Here is a 16,635-nt window from a genome sequence, read left to right as displayed (position 1 = left end):
GGTCTCAACCCCCCCTTTTATCGAAGTGATAAAAATTCTGCAACCGGTCCCAGTACCAACACCGGCAAAAAGGTAAGCGCCCCTATAATCAGGATCGTACCTGCCAGTACCGTTCCGAAGGTCGCATTATCGGTGGGAAAAGTTCCGATAGACGCAGGCACCTTCTGTTTGGCTGCTAGTGAACCCGCTACCGCCAACAGAGCGACAATAGAGAGGTAGCGACCGAAGAGCATCACCACTCCGGTCATGATATTCCAATAGGGAGTTTGATCATTCAGCCCCTCAAAACCGGAACCGTTATTGACGGCGGAAGTGGTCAATTCGTATAAAACCTGAGAGATCCCGTGGAAGCCCCCATTGCTGATCGCCTCCGTCCCCCAAGGAGTGAGAAAAGAGACTGCTGTCGGCACCAAAATCAGGAGTGGGTGGGCCAATAGCACCAACACAATCCATTTCATCTCTCTCGGCTCGATTTTACGTCCGAGAAACTCCGGTGACCGACCCACCATCAGACCTCCCAGGAATACGGCCAAGATGGCATACAGCAAAATGTTGAGAAATCCGGCACCCACACCGCCAAACACCGTATTCAACATCATATTGGACAAGGTGACCAGGCCACCGAGGGGGGTTAGAGTGTCATGCATCGTATTGACAGAACCTGTTTCCGCTGCGGTGGTCACGGAAGCAAAGAAGGCTGAGAGCACCGGACCGAAGCGAACCTCCTTCCCTTCCATGCTACCCATGGGGTCGGAGAGTCCCAATCGGGTGAGTGCAGGGTTCCCCGCCGTCTCCACTGCGACAAGAACGCCAGTCAAAACGAGAAACAGCACCATCACGGTGGTAAAGAGAACCCAGCCCTGTTTCATATTCCCCACCATCTTGCCAAAAGTGAAAGGGAGTGCAGCCGGTAACGCCAACATACATAAGATTTCGATCAGGTTGGTGATTCCGTTCGGGTTTTCAAAGGGGTGGGAGGAGTTGACGCCAAAGAATCCGCCCCCATTGTTCCCAATATGTTTGATGGACTCCAGCGCTGCCACAGGACCCAGGGCGATGGTCTGCTTCGCACCTTCCAGGGTGGTAACAGACACGTTGGAATTCAGGGTATTGGGCACTCCCAAAACAACCAACAGGAGAGTAACTACAATGGCCAAGGGCAGCAGGATCCGAGTATGAGCCCGAACAAAGTCAACAAAGAAGTTTCCAATCGTCTTCCCCTTGCTCGCCAGTCCACGGATAAAAGCGATCACAGCAGCGAGAGCCGTCGCCGGGGCGGTGAACATCATCATCATAATGACCGCCATTTGCGAGAAATAACTGAGATCCGACTCCCCGCTGTAATGTTGCAGGTTGGTATTGGTCATGAAACTGGCGGCTGTGTTAAAACTTAGCGTAGGTTCCATTCCTTCAATTTCATTGGGATTGAAGGGTAACATCCCCTGCAAACGCAATAGCAAATAGGCGACACCCATCAGCACAGCATTAGTTAGTAAGAGATTGAGGGCGTACTTTTTCCACCCAGTCGCATCCGTCTCCTTCAGGCCCGCCAATCGGTATATCCAGCGCTCCACCGGGTTGAAAAACCGGTTCAACCGGGAGTCTTCGGCGGAGAATGCCCCAACCATGTAGACCCCCAAGGGTTTTACAAATAACATCAGAACGATTAGGGTAATTAGGATTTGCAACACTCCACTGCCCATGATTTTTATGTCCTCCTTCAAATTGACGATCAGAATTTCTCGGGATGAATCACTACGTATATCAGATAGATAAAAACAGCCCCTGCCACCATGAGCATGAATGTCACGATCGATCCTCCCCTTGTTCCATACGGTCACACCAGTGAGCAAAGCCGACTAACAGGACGAAAATTGCTACAGTTAAAAGGATCATCACCATATCCAGCATTGATTCTTCCTCCTTTCCATCTATATATTTCCACAAAAAAACCAGCACATCCCCTGTTACCAGTTTTCCCCACGTGAAGACCATTCACAGGAAGAAAACAAGCAGTGTTTGGGGGTGCTGGTCTAACGATTGCCTCGGCTAACCGCTGCAATGGTTCTACCCTCACAGATCTTTTCAATTTTTATGGAGTCGTATAAGTGACCCGAATTCTTTCCGACAAGGGGTCGATGTCAAAGCGGAGGAATTGAATAGGCATACCGACCACTGCACGGATGTCTGACTCCAGCCCATATCGAAAATGTTGGTACAGCTTTTGGCGGATCTCTTGAATTAACTTGCCTTTCTGATCAAAGAAAAACATATTTTTCTCTTCTTTGGTTAACACACCTTGCAAATCTATTTGAATCCTTCCTGCGGATAAATGACAGCGGATTTCCTGTGGCCCTCTCCCCACCATTTCCCTGTGGTACTTTGTGAAAAGAGCACACAATTGAGCTTCTGTCAGTCCTTTGGATGATTTTTGAATCACCTTCGTCGCCACCTTCGGGATCCTTGCTTGTAGGTCAACCATTATCTCAAATCAAAAGCCGCCGAAGTGGATTACTTCGACGGCTTTAAAGCCATACAAAATAAACCACCACCCCTCTTCTCAACGCTTACGAGGTTAGCTGACGGATTCGGGTGCTGGAAGAGTTCACCCTACCTGGAACGAATGATCCAGGATTCACCCCACAAGATCGGGTCCCCCGCTTTGGCCTCTGAGCCAAATTAAGCGATTGAATGGTGTCGCTTGAAGTTTAAGATTAATTTACTCCTCCTCTAAAATTTCGTCAAGTAATTTCTTCAAAATTATTTTTCTGTAATCTCACTCCCTTGCCGACAACAGGCAACCTCCTGGATGCCACTCGAAAAGAAGAGCCTGAGCGCTCCTCTTTTTGAACTTCCTTACTCCCCTATTTTTCCTCTTTCGGAGAGAGGACGACCTTGTATTTCCCGTCCTTTGTCACCGTTCCATAAAACAGAGTTTCCGTGGTATAGGGAGCGGCAAAGTTTCCCTTTTTATCCAGAGCGATTACACCCCCGGTGCCGCCCAAGGACATCAATTTTTCTTTCACCACTTTTCCTGCGGCTTGATGTACGGGAAGTTTCCCGTATTGAACCCCTGCAGAAATATCAGCGGCCGCCGTTCCCCGGATGAACACTTCTCCCGTTCCGGTGGCAGAAACGGCCACACTCTGATTATTGGCATAAGTCCCGGCCCCGATAATCGGGGAATCTCCCACCCGGCCGACGGCTTTGTTGGTCAACCCCCCGGTGGATGTGGCCGCAGCCAGATTTCCCTTCCGATCGAGGGCGACCGCCCCAACCGTGCCGTGTCCGGTGGCCCCCGCCTTTTTCTTTTTGGCAGCCAGCAAGGACTGCCATCGTTTCTCAGTGAAATAGTAATCCTGCGTCACCATTTGGAATCCATGTTCCACACCGAATTGATCCGCTGCATCTCCCGCCAACATCACGTGGGGAGATTTCTCCATGATGATCCGGGCCAGAGTGACCGGATTTTTCGCATGCCGGGAGCCGGCAACAGCACCGGCATTCAGATCTTTACCGTCCATGATCGAAGCATCCAGCTCATGAGCGGCATCCGTGTTAAAAACCGCTCCTTTGCCCGCATTGAACAAGGGGGAATCTTCCAGTATATGAACCCCGGCCTCCACTGCGCGAACACCGGAACCACCGGAATCGATCACTCTTTTTCCCGCTTTCAGAGCAGACAGCATCGTTTTCCGGTACTCTTCTTCCTGATCCGGAGGAACCGTACCACCACCGGCACCTCCATGAATCACAAAGACCACCTGGGACTTCCCTTTTCCATTGGAAGCGGCGGCGTCTTCCCATCCGCTCCCTGCCCCTGCCAGAACAAGAGAGAGAACCAGCCCCCCGACAATCATCCCGGCTCCTCGCCGCCCTTTCCAAATTTGATGCAATACAATCCCTCCCCGTTCTCGATACTCTATGTATTCGGCGAGGAATACAGGTCCACCTCCAACAACCCCCAATCTATGCACTTAATCTGGAGGCGAATTTCCCCCTGCCACGAAGGATTGAACATCTATCAATCTCATTATGACATTAATGCATTCTAAAAATAGCATTGCTTCGATCAATCGAAAACTGTAAAATGAATCTTAATCATAAAATCGCTTAGGGCTCGATAGTGAGTTAACACTCGGAAAAAAGGAGGGTGAGTCAGATGTCGGAAATCAATCTCATTTCAGATGACAAAGAAAATTTAAACCCATATGACATCGTGCAAACCCAAATTGATCACGCCGGAAAATTGTTGGGTGTATCTGAAGATATTTTAAATATCCTAAAAAAACCTAAGCGTGTTCTCTATGTTTCCTTTCCAGTCAAAATGGATGACGGTTCCACCCGCGTCTTTGAAGGCTACCGCGCCCAACATAACGATGCCATCGGTCCCACCAAAGGGGGAATTCGCTTCCATCCGGAGGTCTCGATGGATGAAGTGAAAGCTTTGTCCATGTGGATGAGTTTTAAGTGTTGCGTCGTCAATGTCCCCTATGGTGGCGGAAAAGGCGGAGTCGTCTGTGATCCTCGCGAGTTCAGTGAAGGCGAGATTCAGCGTATCAGCCGTGGATTCATGGAGGCAATCGCCGATATTGTAGGCCCTGAAAAAGATATTCCCGCTCCCGATGTTTATACCAATCCCCAAATCATGGGCTGGATGATGGATACCTTCAGTCGGATGAAAGGACAATTCAGCCCGGGAGTCATTACCGGAAAACCCCTGATTTTAGGGGGATCCAAGGGACGGACTGAAGCTACGGCCAGAGGCTGTGTCTTTGCTATCGAAGAGGCGATGAAGAGGCTGAATAAACCCATGAACGGGGCCACCGTCGCCATCCAGGGCTTCGGAAATGCAGGTCGGATCCTGGCTGATTTGTTGGCAGCGCAAGGGTGCAAAATTGTAGCCGTCAGTGATTCCACCTGTGCCATTTACCAACCTGAAGGGTTAAACCTCCAGCAAGTGGAGCACTTCAAAGATAAGGAAACTACCTCGATCCAGGACGACCCTGACTCCCTCGTCCTGAATCATCCGGAAGACTTGCTGGGACTGGACGTGGATATTTTGGTGCCGGCAGCACTGGAAAATGTGATCCACCGAAAAAATGCAGACTACATCAAAGCCAGCATTGTAGCAGAAGCAGCAAATGGCCCAACCACGCCTCAAGCCGACGAAATTCTGTTCAAAAAAGGAATTCTCGTCCTGCCTGATATTTTGGCCAACGCTGGTGGGGTGATTGTCTCCTACTTTGAATGGGTACAAAACCTGATGAATTACTACTGGTCGGAAGAAGAAGTGAACAGCAAACTTCAGGAACAGATGGTTCGATCCTACCATGAGGTGCACACTCTGGCCAAACAGCGGCAAATCGACCTTCGTACCGCAGCTTATATGATTTCCATCCAACGAATCACTGTAGCCATGGAAGCCAGGGGTTGGGTCTGATCCCTTTACTCTTCCTGCCTCTGAACCATTGGAAATGAGGTTTGGAGGGAATCGAATCCATATCATCAGAAAAACCGGGCAGGAGCACCTGCCCGGTTTTTCTTGTCCTTGCAACCTCCCCTCACCTTTCCAACAACCCATATTTCACCTTGAAGCGTTGTAGGATTCGGATCCAGGCCGTTGCGAACAACGCAAGAAATAAGAGATTGGACAGCGCATGAGCGAGATCAAAATAGAGACTGGCTGCATAGACCGAAGCAAAAGTGGACAGGCTCCAATTCTCCATCCCCGTCATCACCCACAGGTTCATGATCCAACCAAACAGAAAACCCCAGATGAAGCCGAAGAGAAGGCGGAGGGATTTCCAACGCATCACGGGAGTGCGGCGCAACACTCCCGCTGTCAAACCTACCAATCCCCAACTCAACATCTGCCACGGGGTCCAAGGGCCTTGTCCTAGAAAAATGTTGGAGACCAAGGCTGCTCCCGCACCGACGACAAATCCGCTCTCCGCGCCAAAAACCACAGCCGTGACAATAATCACAAAGGTGGTGGGCTGAACACTGGGCAACCCAGCAAAGGGCACCCGGCTGACGGCAGCGATCGCCGTCAGCAAAGCCAAAAGCACCAACTCCCGGCTATCCAAGGACCGCCACTCAAATCGGAGCATAAAGGGAATCATCACCAGTGCAGCAAACAACAGGCTGACCGGAAGGGGATGCTTTCGGATCGGTTCCATCCATGCCAGAAAACCGATCAACACCATCAGGACCATGCCGAAGGCCCAGGTTGATCTTGCCATAGACGAATCGCCTCCTCCACCGTCACCGCCTCCGGCAACCCGGTATCCCGAGTCATGCGGTAAACAGCTGTTGTATAAAAATCGTTTTGCCGGAAAAAGGATCCGACATCTCCAGAAGCGAGGAGCTCCCCGCCAAACAGCAACGAACAGCGGGTGGCTGTCACAGCGGCAAACTCTACATCATGGGTGGTTAAAACTACGGTTTTCCCTTGTTCTGCCCAGGATTTCATCATCCGAGAAAAAAGGCTTTTACAGGCGGGATCCACTCCTTTGGTCGGTTCATCCAGCAACAGGATGTCCAGATCGCGCAGGAGGAGACAGGCCAAGGCCACCTTCTGCATTTCCCCGCCGCTGAGATCGTGAGGATGCCGAGCAAGAAGAGCGGTTAAGGAAAAACGGGAGATCGCCTCCTCCCGCCGCTTCCGCCCTTCTTCTCCTCCGTGCCGGGAAGCAGCCAACAGTTCGGCTTCCACGGTTTCATGAAGAAAATAAGCCTCGGGATTTTGTGGGAGGTACCCGATGGGACGGCTATACCCTCGTAAGGAGCGCCGGTTCCTTTTCTTTCCCTGATATCGGATCGATCCAGTATTCGGATGTAACAGTCCAGCCATCACCTGTAACAACGTGGACTTACCTGAACCATTTCCGCCGAAGATCGCCACACACTCTCCGGAAAAAACATCGAAGGTGGTCTGTTTCAGCACCGCTTCCTCGGGCGTATACCCAAAATCCACCTGTCGCAGGGATAATCGAGGGGGGCTGATAGGCTCCCCATAGAGTCCATCGGGATGGGCGGAAGACAAGGGATGTATCTCTCCCCTCTTCCGTAGCCACTCCCTCCCTTCCCTCACCGTTAATGGCAGGGAATCCCCTTTAGCCCTCTCCGCCTGCAAAACCAGAGCCGGCACCGCAGGGATCAACTCCTGATAACCTGGCCCCGCCGCCTTCATCCAGCGGATCCCTTCCCGGGGAGATCCGTTGAAACAAAGCCTCCCCTGATTCATCACCAGTACCCGATCCGCCAGAGGATACGCCTCTTCCAAGCGATGTTCGGTGAAAATCACCGTCATGCCGGTCTCTTCGTTCAACCGTTTCACGGTGTGCAGAAAGCGAACGGCAGCGACTGGGTCCAAGTGACCTGTCGGTTCATCCAACAATAACAGCCGGGGGCGCAAGGCCAGAACCGAGGCCAAATTTAGCAACTGTTTTTGCCCACCGGATAAGGATTCCGTGCGCCGAGACAAGATTTTTTCCAAACCTAGATAAGCGCTGGTCTCTGCTACCCGTCGGCGCATCAGATCAGAGGAAAACCCCAGATTTTCCATACCGAAAACCAACTCTTGCAAGGCGTTTTCCATTACGATCTGATGTTCAGGATGTTGAAACACCATCCCGATCTCGCCGGCTGCCCGATGTGCCGGAAGATCCTGCAACGGGATCCCCCCGTATCGAATCTCGCCCGTCATTTGACCGGCGGGACGCAACTCCCTCTTGATCATTCGAAGCCAGGTGGTCTTTCCACCCCCTGACGGACCGCAGAGGAGGACAAACTCACCAGGTGGGATGGAAAGAGAGATATCTTGCAAGGCAGGAGAAGACGTCTCCGGATAGTTGAAACCGACCTGGACACAGTGCAGATCATTCACGAATGATTCCCCCTAGTTCCACCAAGACAGGAAAACCAAAAAAAGCGAGGTATCCTCCCAGAAGTGCCCATCCCCCATCCGTCAATTCCAGGGATTCCAGCACAGGATAGATGGTCAAAATCCCCAACCCCTGACTCCAACCATACAGACAAGCCCCCCCTGCGATGACCAGAAAGAGAAGAGCCACCCCGTCTTTGGAACGCCACCGGTAAGGGGAGTAGGAGGAGCGTCTCCCAATCCCGTAGCCGCGGGCCTTCATCGAGTCCGCCGTCTGCAATCCCTCTTCCAAAGACCAAGTGAGTAACACTTCCAACCGCTTCATCGATCGGCGCAATCGTTCCCGCAGAGATAGTTTCGGAATTTCATCCTCCCGGGACCGATGGACCCTCCCGATCTCATCCAGCCTCTCCCGCAACAAGGGAACAAACCGGAGTGCCAACACCGTCAGCAACGCCCACTGGGGTAACAGACGAGAAAAAAGATAGAGAAATTTATCCGAGGGGATCACCTGCTGATAAGAAGAAAAGACTGCTATGACGCAAAGAATGATCCCCGCCATCATCCCCCCATATAAGACTGCTTCCCATGTAATCCGATGAGAGCTCCCCTCCCATAGGATATGGGACCCTCGTTGGGAGATCAGGGGATTGACCACCAGAACCAGCCCGGCGGTCATCCCCATCACACCTTTCCACCGAAGCAATTCCTTCCCCCCGTCATACAGCAAATTCACAGCAAACAGGAGAATCCAGGCAGACAGGATAAATAAAGGGTGAAACATCAGCAACAATAGAAGCAGTACCCCGGCATAGTAAAGGAAGGTCACCACGGGGTGCAGATCGCGAAATCCCCGATTCATCTAAAAAGACGCTCCAATATCCCGTCCCAGATCCCGGGTATACCGCCACTCAATCCGATCGCCATGGCGAAGATCGTACACCCCCGCACTGTAGTTAGGAAACACCCCATTCACCTGGTACATCCATCCGCTCTCCGGGCCACCGTCAAACTCATAGAGATTGTTAATTCCCTCCACATACAGCGTCTTTCCCGAACCCCGGGCCTCCATCTGAATCCCCTGTTGGCGGGTCACCCGGAGCAAAACATCGTAAACCGTATCCCCTTTTCGAATTTCCACGCGGGTGGCCGGCAAAATCCGAGCTCCACGATCCCCAGTGATAGAGATGGTTGACGTCGACTGGGGGGCTCTCCCCTTTGCACCCTTAGCGCTACCAGAAGAGCCGGAGGAGGTTTTCTGTGTATCCCTGCCATCGTTGCTGGTAGAAGGATCCGCTTCCACCTTCCCGGAATCAGACTTGCTCTCTCCGCTAGAGATCGCTTCTTTTTTCTGTTTTTCTTTCTCGGCGGAGGCCTTCGATTCCGACCCTTCCGAAGATGATTCCTGCGACTCTTTCCTATCCGAATTCCCTTGTGCCAAATCAGCTTGGCTTTCCCTGGAGGAGTCATCCGCCAAATGAGCCTCCGAGGTTCGGGCAGTGCTATAAGCTTCCCAGCCTCCGGCACCACCTAGCAGAAGGCCGATGGCGATGAGCAGAAGGGAAAGTTTTTTCCTCACTGCCATTTCCTCCTTCGTTCATACAGGTAGAATCCAGCACCGACGAAGGCACACAGCACCCCGAGGAGGATCATGACATAGCCGCGATGAGAGGAGGAAACAGTTTCGGAAGCACCCGGATCTTCTGGCGCGGGGGCTGCAAGGGCCTGCAGAGTGGTGGACTCATCCTCTGGGCCTGCTTTTGCCGGATTCTCCTGCCTGGAGGAGGTTGGAGTGACGCCTGAGCGCTCCATAGAGGGGCCGGAGTCCAAGGCAGGACGCAGATCTATTTCCTCCGCTGGCCCTCCACCGATGGCGAGAAGCGGGCTAGTCGGAAGGGTCCGGGAGGGTTCCACCACCCCACTTCCAGTGCGCGACGGTGAGGGTTTTTCTTTTTTCTCCCCCTCGGGAGCCGGCTTCACATCCGGATTTTTTCCCTCTCCCGGCGAAGCGTTGATATCCCCCAGGTCATAAATCCGAGGTTTCCCTTCCAGAAAATTGCGATAAGAAGTCAGGGCGAGTAACGCTTGTTCACTGGCCATATCATTGGATTTTTCCTCCCCGACATGGGCAAATCCTCCATCCTTCTGTTGATAGGACAGCAGATTTTCCACCACATTTCCACCGGATTTGGTAAAAGCGTTGCTGTGGGGATCCATCCCATTGGAAGTGAGGGCGATGATCACCTGTGAAGCACTTTCGCTGTTTTCCACTCCCCAGGAACGAAATCCCCCGCTCTCTGTCTGCTGAGCAGACAACCACCCAAATCCTCTTTGCTTAGCCTGATCTACCGCTCCTCCATCATAGGGAGCCAACGCTGCCAGCGCCATGGCGGTGAGATCCACATCTCCTGAGGACCCGACCACCAAAGCCCAACTGCCGTCCCGGTTCTGGTTTTCTAACAGCCAGTTCAGTAGTCCTTCCCGGTTCCACTCTGCCCCATCGGGTACGAAATAACGTGCAGAGTCCAAGGCGATCAGAGCGAAGATCACACCGTTGCTTCCTTGAGTCAACATGCCCTTATGGTTACAGATTTTTTCGATCAAATTATACTTATCTATACTTCGGGGGTCCCCGCCGCCAGCACGAATCCCCAGCACCAACCGTTCCACATCGGTTACTTTGCGGAATTCTCCTTCATTCTCCACGATATGACGAATCGTATTTTCCAGGTAGTTCACCGGGACCTTTTCTACTGCCTGAAACAAGCCAAGAGCCTGCCAGTCGGAACCGGAGCCCTCAGCTGAAATCCAGCCGGCTACATCCGCCACCGCTTGGGTCAGATCTCGTTTTTTTACTGAAGCGGTCTTTGCGGAAGTGGTCGCCTGCACTTCTTTGCCGGAGTGCTCCTGGGTTCCCAGAGTGCGGCGGCTCTCTCCGAATGCCTTTTCCCTGGGGAGATTACTGGCTCCATCGGATCGGGGTTTGGATTTCACCGGTGCGTCGGGTTCAGTCCCCGACGGCGGAGCCTTCGGTGCCTCCCGGAGTCGGTTGTTCCCCTCCCCATCTGTACGGGAAAGAGGGAGCCCTACATCCTCGCCCCCGTCGGTGGTATAGACCCACTCCACTACATCCCCGTTCTTCACCGGATGACTGCCAGCACTGTGGGCAGGGAACTCTCCGTTCACCCGAAACATCCAGCCACTGAGTGGCCCGCGATCAAATTCGGCCAGATCGCCGATGGCACGAACATAGAGGCTACTTCCAGAACCCGTGTAGGTCATCTGTTCCGGACCCAGGGTTTTCAGTAAGACGCTGAAAGCCGTCTCATCCGCTTCGATCTCCACTGGCGTTGCAGGGTACATTTCCCGGTGGTCGTCTCCGGTAACCGACAGCTGAACCATGTCTGCCGCTTGTTCCCCAGTTTCCCCTGGGACTACAGGAAGAGTCTCGCCAAGAACCGCAACAGGAAAAGCCGTCAGGAAGAGAATCAAGGCGAAGACAGTAGATAACCACTTTTGGAAGAGGTACATCTCTTTCATCCTTCCTTTGATAATCAGGCACAAAAAAACACCCCGTTCCCTGCGGAGTGTCGTTGATGTGGAATCCCGCCACTAGCATGCCTGTACAGAGGCATATGTCGGCTCCAGTCAACACCTCCTATCCGCGTAGGAATCCTGTGTCGTCGGAACAGGCAGGTCTCCTGGCTCATGTTCATCACCTCCCGCGCCTTCCCGTCTTTCGACAGTGGCATATGGCAGGAGGCTCCCATTCACAGTGGCGGGACCGCGCCGGATTTGCACCGGTCTTCCCTTTTCAGCCGATCGGATCCTGACCGATCGACACCTGTACCTAACAAATATGCGATTGGTTTAAATTCACATCATTGTAGTACCCTTCTTAATTATATCATGATTCGCATAAACCCCAACCTAAAAAAGAGCCGATGATCGGCTCTTTTATCCATCTGATCCCTTTTTCTCAGGATCCACTTCCGTAGCGAATCTCCCGTAGTACTCTTCCAAGGTCCAATCCTTGCTCTGCAGTTCAGTGGCCAGCTTCTTCCCCACATAGCGCAAGTGCCAAGGTTCATAGGTAAATCCAGTGATCTCTTCCTTTCCCTTGGGATACCGGATAATAAAACCGTATTGATGGGCGTGTTTTGCCACCCAGCGCCCTTCCTTGGTTTGCGCAAAGGATTCTTCTAACTTAAAGTCCACATCACTGCATGTGATATCCATAGCCAACCCGGTCTGATGTTCACTGGTACCGGGACGGGCACTCACCTGTTTGGCTGCGCCTCCCTTCCGGTTTCCTTTAAAAGCAAACAGCTCTTTCTGTCGCTCGTAGGATCGGTACCCCGATTGGGCATATAACTTCAATCCCTGCTTCTCTGCTTCGGCAAAGAGTTGTTCCAATGCTTTCCCCGCTTCCCGGCGTAACTGTTTTTTAGGCAGATCTTCATGAAAGGGAAAGGGAACATCAGGAACCACCAAATCCGGTGGAGTGTAGCCATCGGGTAAAGGGTGAGTCTGGTTGACTAAGACGGTGGGACTGGTGGGGTGGGTATCCACCTTGATTTTCTCCGTTTCTTTGGGAGGAGACTTTTTCTCGGTTGCCGCCTTTTGACCTGATTCGATCGGTTCTTTCTCCTCCTTTTTCCCCTCTGCATGAGACGAATCTGCCCCTTGGTACATACCGGACAACCATAATGAGATCCCGGTGATGAGGGTGAAGATCAGCACAAGCCCAATGGGCAGCTGTTTTTTTCGCCGCTCTTGCCTCTGCCTTTCCTTACGGGATCGAAAAGATGACCCATGATAATCCAAAGCTCTGTTCCTCCGTGTATTCCCGGTCTGGGAATCTATCAGTTATGCCAACTATATTAAAAATCAAAGATCCTGTAAAGATTGGTAGAAAGGAAGACCGGAAGCCCACTCCCAATTCAACAGAGCACCATTTCATCATGGGGTTTATGAAAAAAGCAGGAAACTCCCTCCTTTCTCAGGGGATCCGAAAAATATCACCTATCTGATCTCATCTCTTAATCGCACCCGCCTCCGTCACCACCTCCACCACCTCCGTCACTGCAACCGTCGCTGCCAGATTGGCTATCACCTGACCAAAAACTAGGGCCCGACCCTGAATCGGTAAAACCGCTGCTTTGACTTCTTGAACTCTTTCCCCGGAAGATCCCCGGTAAGTTGACGATCAAAATTAAAAGGATAACGATTCCCACAATGATCCATTCCACGATGTTCACCCTCTCCAAAATGATTTTTCAATTTTATATTCGCTTAAAGCCACCCGATCCCTGCCCCTCTCCCTCTAAATTAACATTGTCAGAATGATGTGTTTAGCTATCATTACACTACCAGTGTAGCAAAAGTGCGCAGAGTGAGAGCATCACACATCCTGCGCATTCCCCATGGTCTGCTCCGAATCCGACCCTCTCCATTTCCTTGGGGGAGGATAGGGTCGCGTGGGTGACCACGATCACCCCGCCCGCAACACGGCTAGTCTACACTCCCTTGAATAAAGGCATGAAAAAAGCCGGTTGATCCTTCTCGGATCCAACCGGCTTTTATCCTCTGACACGAATTCACTTCACTCCCGCTGGAACTGACAAGCCCAGCTGTTCAGCGACTCTCTCTCCCCATTCCGGATCTGCCTTGTAGAAATGGCCGATTTGGCGAAGTTTGATCTCATCTCTTTGAACTGGTCTCATATGATCTGCGAAATTTTTCACCAAGCGTTCCCGCTCGTCTTTGCTCATTAAACGATAGAGATCCCCGGCTTGGGTGTAATGATCGTCGCTGTTATAAGCGACACTGTCCGCTTCGCCATTTAACTCAAAGGGAGTCATATTCTGATTGCGATCCTCGATAGGACCATTTAAGCTGTTGGGTTCATAATTGGGTTTACCGCCATCGTTTCCGTTCACCGTCATATAGCCGTCACGCTGCATGTTATGAATACCGGCTTTCGGGCGGTTGACAGGAATCTGTTGATGATTTACACCTAGACGGTAACGATGGGTATCTCCATAGCTGAAGATCCGACCTTGCAGCATCTTGTCCGGGGAGACTTCGATTCCGGGAACGAGATTGCCTGGTGTAAAAGCGGATTGTTCCACTTCGGCAAAGTGGTTTTCCGGATTGCGATTGAGGACCATTTTCCCCACTTCAATCCGCGGATAATCTTTTTTCGATACGGTCTTGGTCACATCAAACAGATCCCACTTGTAAGTTTTATAGTCTTCGTAAGGGATGATCTGAACATACAGCGTCCAGGAGGGATAATTTCCTTCTTCGATCGCATGGAAAAGGTCTGCCCGGTGATAATCCGGTTGTTCACCTGCCAGTTTTGCGGCCAAATCCACGTCGAGCCCTTTTACCCCTTGGTCACTGATGAAGTGATACTTCACCCAGAATGGCTCACCTTGATCATTAACCCATTTAAAAGTATGGCTGCCATATCCGTTCATATGACGGTATGTGGCGGGAATGCCGCGGTCTCCGTGCAGGTAAGTGATCTGGTGCAGTGATTCCGGTGACAAGGACCAGAAATCCCAAACCATATTCGGATCTTTCAAACCGGTCTGGGGATGACGTTTTTGGGTATGAATGAAATCGGGAAACTTGATCGCATCACGGATAAAAAAGATCGGGGTATTGTTACCCACCAGATCGTAGTTCCCTTCATCGGTGTAAAACTTCAAGGCAAAACCCCGTGGGTCACGTACCGTATCCGCTGAACCCAATTCGCCGGCAACCGTTGAAAAGCGGGCGAACATCTCCGTACGTTTCCCTTTTTCACTCAAAAAATCGGCTTTTGTATATTTAGAGATTTCATCATTAGTCACTTCAAAATATCCATAAGCCCCGGCACCCTTGGCGTGAACCACACGCTCCGGAATACGCTCTCTGTCGAAGTGGGCCAACTTTTCGAGCAAATGGAAATCTTGAATCAATACAGGACCTCGTTGCCCAGCAGTGATTGAATTTTGATTGTCCCCTACAGGAATACCGGCACCGGTAGTCAGGGTTTTTCGGTTATCCAATGATAATCCCCTCTCTTCCTTATTTTCTACATTTATTATAATACAGCCAATATGAAAATCAATACTAAATTATAATCGTTATAAACAACGTTTTTGTACACTTGCAACCCAGGTTGAGCTACTTCAACATCGGACGCAAATCAGAATCCATAAAAAAACTCGAGAGTGTGATTCCATCAAAAAGGGAAGAAGTGGAGTTCACTCCACCTCCTCCCCCATATAACCCTATTCATCCGCGGGGTGGATATGTGGCCCTTAGCAGGACATCACGATGTCGTCGTTGAAGGGAAGTAAGCATCCTGAGCGCTGTCCACTCCGCAGTCCATGCTCCCCAGCATTCCTCCACCTATCAGGAGAAAATGACCCGCTGCATCTCCTGTAATAAAGAAGGAATCGTGCAAAAAGGATCCTTGGAAGATGTGGAATGAGGCGGACAGCCCAAGCCATCGCAATCACAGAGGGCATAATCAACACCTGTGTCAGGATGATCAGCTCGCATTCATCCACTTTTAACATCCTTCACTCCCCAACATCGGAATAGGAGGGCAGTCCACCTGCTCCATCGCATGACTTTACCGCCCGCACCACCGCCTCTGCCAGCATCTCCGCAGACAGAGCGCCCACCAAGTCCACCCCTGTTTCCACCTGCCCGGTGGCCAAGGCGAAAACAGTGTCCCCGTCGTTCATCGTGTGTACGGGATAAATGGTTCGTGCCAAGCCATCATGGGCCATCTGAGCCACCTTGTTTGCCTGAGACTTGGTCAGCTTGGCATTGCTGGCCACTACCGCGATCGTAGTGTTGGTGCTTAACTCCCCGGCCTTCCCTCCTCCCATACACCCGATATAATCCAGGAACCCTCCCTGACCATCCCGGGTACCTGCCAGCGTCTCACCAGTGCGGGGGTCCCTCACCTCACCCACCGCATTGACGGCGACGAGCGCCCCCACCGCCAATCCGTTGTCCATGCGCCGGAATGCGGAACCCAGACCACTTTTCATAGCCCTTTCCATCCCGCAAAATTTCCCCACAGAAGCCCCACACCCAGCACCCACGTTTCCTTCCTTCACCGGACCGGGACCGGCCCGTCTGGCTGCTTCCGCTCCCATTGCACAGTCAGGTCTCACTTCAGCCGAGCCCAGGGCCAGATCGAAAAGAACAGCAGCGGGAACGATGGGAACCACCGCCACCCCCACATCCAGACCTTCCCCCATCTCCTCCAGAACCTGCATCACTCCAGTGGCAGACTCCAATCCGTAGGCGCTCCCTCCCGCCAAACAGACGGCATGTACCTGTTCCACCAGATTGAGCGGATGCAACAGGTCCGTCTCCCGGGTGCCAGGGGCAGATCCCCGGACATCCACACCTGCCACGGCACCTGAGGGAATCCGGATCACTGTACATCCGGTGAGTGCCTCAGGATCCTCCGCCTGACCCACCTGAATTCCCGGTACATCAGTAATCGATCCTTCCATTTTGCAACCTCCCTCTCTCCTCCGAAATGGATAGGAGAAATTGAATACACTAGACAGCTTCCATCTGCGGCTTAACCCCTTCTCTCCCAAAATCTGGTCATCACAACTTTGGTTGGGGCTTAGGAGTGTTGATTAGCCATATTTTAGGCAGGAACTAAGGTCGGGTTGGTGGGACTTTGATTCGCCTTTGCGCTCTTTGCAAGAGATCGTAGC

The 16,635-nt window shown here is 51.9% G+C and carries 13 protein-coding genes and 2 riboswitches; of the genes, 1 reads left to right on the top strand and 12 read right to left on the bottom strand.

All coding sequences use genetic code 11. From position 1 onward, the window contains the following. Positions 1-17: 17 nt before the first annotated feature. The 4 genes from kdpA to JOD24_RS03345 form a co-directional block, all read right to left on the bottom strand. Positions 18-1,703: a potassium-transporting ATPase subunit KdpA gene (gene kdpA, locus JOD24_RS03360; protein ID WP_429246330.1), complete on the bottom strand. Its 1,686-nt coding sequence runs from the start codon at positions 1,701-1,703 to the stop codon at positions 18-20. 29 nt (positions 1,704-1,732) lie between these two features. Continuing rightward, on the bottom strand, positions 1,733-1,795 hold the full coding sequence (locus JOD24_RS03355; protein ID WP_429246344.1) for a potassium-transporting ATPase subunit F: 63 nt from the start codon (positions 1,793-1,795) through the stop codon (positions 1,733-1,735). A gap of 297 nt (positions 1,796-2,092) precedes the next feature. After that, entirely contained in the window at positions 2,093-2,440 is a 348-nt protein-coding gene (locus tag JOD24_RS03350; RefSeq protein WP_380167525.1) for a Na-translocating system protein MpsC family protein, read from the bottom strand. 109 nt (positions 2,441-2,549) lie between these two features. Further along, a riboswitch (cyclic di-AMP (ydaO/yuaA leader) is annotated at positions 2,550-2,696 on the bottom strand. A 168-nt stretch (positions 2,697-2,864) separates the two neighbouring features. Next, positions 2,865-3,896 carry an isoaspartyl peptidase/L-asparaginase family protein gene (locus JOD24_RS03345; protein ID WP_429246329.1) on the bottom strand — a complete coding sequence of 344 codons (1,032 nt, stop codon included), beginning with the start codon at positions 3,894-3,896 and terminating at the stop codon, positions 2,865-2,867. Between the two features lie 266 nt (positions 3,897-4,162). Here JOD24_RS03345 and JOD24_RS03340 point away from each other — a divergent pair, with 266 nt between their 5' ends. Continuing rightward, complete coding sequence (locus JOD24_RS03340) at positions 4,163-5,443, top strand: Glu/Leu/Phe/Val family dehydrogenase (RefSeq protein ID WP_429246328.1); 1,281 nt, start codon at positions 4,163-4,165, stop codon at positions 5,441-5,443. Positions 5,444-5,564: 121 nt separating this feature from the next. Here JOD24_RS03340 and JOD24_RS03335 read toward each other — a convergent pair whose 3' ends face one another. The 8 genes from JOD24_RS03335 to JOD24_RS03300 form a co-directional block, all read right to left on the bottom strand. Next, positions 5,565-6,245 (bottom strand): ECF transporter S component, encoded by a 681-nt coding sequence (locus JOD24_RS03335; RefSeq protein WP_380166473.1) that lies wholly within the window; start codon positions 6,243-6,245, stop codon positions 5,565-5,567. Next, a complete protein-coding gene (locus tag JOD24_RS03330; protein WP_429246327.1) occupies positions 6,209-7,891 on the bottom strand; it encodes an ABC transporter ATP-binding protein in 1,683 nt (560 codons plus the stop codon). Before JOD24_RS03330 ends, JOD24_RS03335 begins: the two co-directional genes overlap by 37 nt. Beyond that, positions 7,884-8,750, bottom strand: coding sequence for an energy-coupling factor transporter transmembrane component T (locus tag JOD24_RS03325; protein WP_429246326.1), 867 nt, complete (start codon positions 8,748-8,750; stop codon positions 7,884-7,886). Before JOD24_RS03325 ends, JOD24_RS03330 begins: the two co-directional genes overlap by 8 nt. Next, positions 8,751-9,467, bottom strand: a complete 717-nt coding sequence (locus JOD24_RS03320; protein WP_380166479.1) for a DUF4430 domain-containing protein — start codon at positions 9,465-9,467, stop codon at positions 8,751-8,753. Next, positions 9,464-11,428 carry a DUF4430 domain-containing protein gene (locus tag JOD24_RS03315; protein WP_429246325.1) on the bottom strand — a complete coding sequence of 655 codons (1,965 nt, stop codon included), beginning with the start codon at positions 11,426-11,428 and terminating at the stop codon, positions 9,464-9,466. The genes JOD24_RS03320 and JOD24_RS03315 overlap by 4 nt, the downstream gene beginning before the upstream one ends. 134 nt (positions 11,429-11,562) lie before the next feature. Then, positions 11,563-11,751: riboswitch (cobalamin riboswitch) on the bottom strand. A gap of 94 nt (positions 11,752-11,845) precedes the next feature. Beyond that, positions 11,846-12,715, bottom strand: coding sequence for a M15 family metallopeptidase (locus JOD24_RS03310; protein ID WP_429246324.1), 870 nt, complete (start codon positions 12,713-12,715; stop codon positions 11,846-11,848). Between the two features lie 773 nt (positions 12,716-13,488). Beyond that, positions 13,489-14,949 carry a catalase gene (locus tag JOD24_RS03305; RefSeq protein WP_380166490.1) on the bottom strand — a complete coding sequence of 487 codons (1,461 nt, stop codon included), beginning with the start codon at positions 14,947-14,949 and terminating at the stop codon, positions 13,489-13,491. Positions 14,950-15,468: 519 nt separating this feature from the next. Further along, entirely contained in the window at positions 15,469-16,422 is a 954-nt protein-coding gene (locus tag JOD24_RS03300) for a P1 family peptidase (protein WP_429246323.1), read from the bottom strand. Positions 16,423-16,635 lie beyond the last annotated feature (213 nt).

It is taken from the genome of Kroppenstedtia sanguinis (genome assembly GCF_050433445.1).
GTDB classification, from domain to species: domain Bacteria; phylum Bacillota; class Bacilli; order Thermoactinomycetales; family DSM-45169; genus Kroppenstedtia; species Kroppenstedtia sanguinis.
This window is presented reverse-complemented; position numbering and strand designations above follow the sequence as displayed.